Origin of the sequence: Gilliamella sp. B3023 (assembly GCF_026536845.1) — a bacterium.
GTDB lineage: Bacteria > Pseudomonadota > Gammaproteobacteria > Enterobacterales > Orbaceae > Gilliamella > Gilliamella apicola_E.
In genome coordinates this window covers 1-2368 of record NZ_JAFNNH010000033.1, presented here as the reverse complement: position 1 = coordinate 2368, position 2368 = coordinate 1, and the positions used below count along the sequence as shown (strand labels likewise).

Below are 2368 nucleotides of genomic sequence, written 5' to 3'. Positions count from 1 at the left end.
AAGATCTTAATGCCTTTGATTCAAGCCAAAGAGGGTATCAAGCAGTAATACATGTATCGAAAGATCGGGGCAAAAGTTATCAAGAGTTATCGCTTCCCGAACAAGAGATGAGATGGATTTATCCCAGCAATGATTATTCATTAATAAAAGCTCAAAGTAGATTACCAGACAACAGTAAAAAAAATTCCATGTATCTTTTAGATAACAACAGTTTAAAAATCGTTAAAATAGATGAATATGATTCTGAAGCTGATATCTCCTATTATAATTTTAATGGAAAATATGCCGTGTATTCCCATAACAAGGCATTAAAACTGGTTAATTTATTGAATCGAGAGGAACAGTATCCTTTACCCTACGAATTAAACAACCGTTCTTTTTGGGTTACTGCTGATGATACATTACTTATTCTAGATGCCAAACAAGTCATTCGCTACGACCCGAAAAATAATACAAAAACCGTCATACAGCAATTACATAATAATTATGATGTGCTGACTTATAAGGATGGTGAATATTTTTTTACTAAATTCAATGAAAATAAGTCTAAAGGTGGAGGTTCTTATTATAATAATAAAGAAGAGCTTTTATATACTTTCGAAAAAGGGGATAGAAGCCGATATTATCGCTATAAAAATTTTGTATGCGACTATAAACTTATTTCATCCCTTTATCCTATTTTCCGATATTCTTATGACTATGGACAAACTTGGTTTGAACAAAAGTTTACAGGCTTTTTTTCAGCCTCTTATCCAATTGGATTTTATAAAGATAAATTCATCATTTTTCATGCATCATTCCATGATAAACCAGATCCTGAAGATCGAGGGGGACGAATTTTAATCGGTGAGTTTGAAAAATAAAAAAATCTTATGGGAACAAGTAAAAGAGATTTACCTTTTTATCCGAAAAATATATCTAAATACATGCAGAAATCGAAAATAAAATGAAAATAATAGCTCTCTGTTTACTTGTTCCTTTTATCGCTAATTGCAGCAAAGGAAATGTGTCTAACGCCATTAAAACAAATATAGAATCAAAAGATGAAAACTTCATTCTTAGTCATTCCCTTACCTTAATAGATGGTGAAAAAATCTCATTATCAAATATATATACCATACCTAACAATATAGATTCTATACAAGTGGATAATGTGCAATTTGAAGCAACATTGTCTGATTATTGTGGGAAAGGAAACTATATATATGATGAAGAAAAAATGGATGGTTTTTTATCTAAAAAAATCGAATTTATCCTTTATTATCAATATAAAAAGACTAATACAGAACCCACTGCATTTAACTTTAAACAAGATAATACAAATCTTTACTTAACCGTTACTAACCATGAAATAATTACAAAATATTGTAGTAAAACAAATATACGAACACGAAATACCGCATTTTTATTAAAGGTTTATTCAAACGGAGCTAGATATAATTTACTGGCTATTAATGATGTAAAACCTATTGAATAAATATTAAAACAAAAGAATAATGAGGTGAAAAATTTATTTGGCAAGTATAACCGATAATTGAAAAAGAAGACTAAACCAATGAAATATATTTTAACAATATTAAGCTTTTTAGTTATAGGATGTGTAAATAGTAACATTCAAGGTATTTATTCATTATCTAATAACAGAGTTTGTCACGAACCATTGAAAATAGAATTAACAAATAGTGAAACTAATAATCTAAAAAAGTTTTCAATAAACTTTATAGAAAAAAAAAGCAACGCACAAGAATTCAGTCATATGAAAAAAATTTATGACCCAATGATTGAAAAAAATGATAAAAGATTTATAAAGACAGAAACATACTTAAAAGTGAACAATAAAACCTATATAAATAATTTGAACGATAACGAATCCATGAAAATTTATGACTATTATGGTTATTGGAAACCCTTGAATAAGGATATTATTAAAGTTTCATATTATGAAGATAGTGAGGTTAAAATTCAGGATAACAAAAATAATACAATTACTTTACAAGGAATACCCTATATAAATAAGGCCCAAACGCATTTTACTACCTTTTACATAGATTATGAACAATCAAAATCCATTATAGATTTATATGAGATTGAAAATAATCATATCAAGCATATTTCTTGTTTCGAAACAGAAAAATGGATTATTTGGGATTTGGCTTGGAATGACAATATTTTATACATAAAAGTAACTGATACTATTTGGAACGAAAAAGGTTTTTATAGCACTGATTATAAATATAAAAAATTAATTATTGAAAAAATCAACTAACTTCTTGATAAAAATTAGAACGCAAATTTGTGGATAAACAAATTGATGAATTGAATTAAAGGTTGTGTAGTAAACAAACGATTATTATGCTTATCACTCTCA

At 27.4% G+C, this 2368-nt stretch carries 3 protein-coding genes; all 3 read left to right on the top strand.

The window, feature by feature from the left end; all coding sequences use genetic code 11:
* Positions 1-863 (top strand): hypothetical protein (locus J3U16_RS11770; RefSeq protein WP_267343161.1); only part of this gene is annotated, 863 nt, incomplete at its 5' end.
* Between the two features lie 83 nt (positions 864-946).
* Positions 947-1477: a hypothetical protein gene (locus J3U16_RS11765; protein ID WP_267343160.1), complete on the top strand. Its 531-nt coding sequence runs from the start codon at positions 947-949 to the stop codon at positions 1475-1477.
* Positions 1478-1555: 78 nt separating this feature from the next.
* Positions 1556-2266, top strand: coding sequence for a hypothetical protein (locus tag J3U16_RS11760; protein WP_267343158.1), 711 nt, complete (start codon positions 1556-1558; stop codon positions 2264-2266).
* Positions 2267-2368 lie beyond the last annotated feature (102 nt).

Bases quoted from the DNA above. Each gene is read 5' to 3' on its own strand.
- J3U16_RS11765 (WP_267343160.1), top strand. From the start codon at position 947: ATGAAAATAATAGCTCTCTGTTTACTTGTTCCTTTTATCGCTAATTGC.
- J3U16_RS11760 (WP_267343158.1), top strand. From the start codon at position 1,556: ATGAAATATATTTTAACAATATTAAGCTTTTTAGTTATAGGATGTGTA.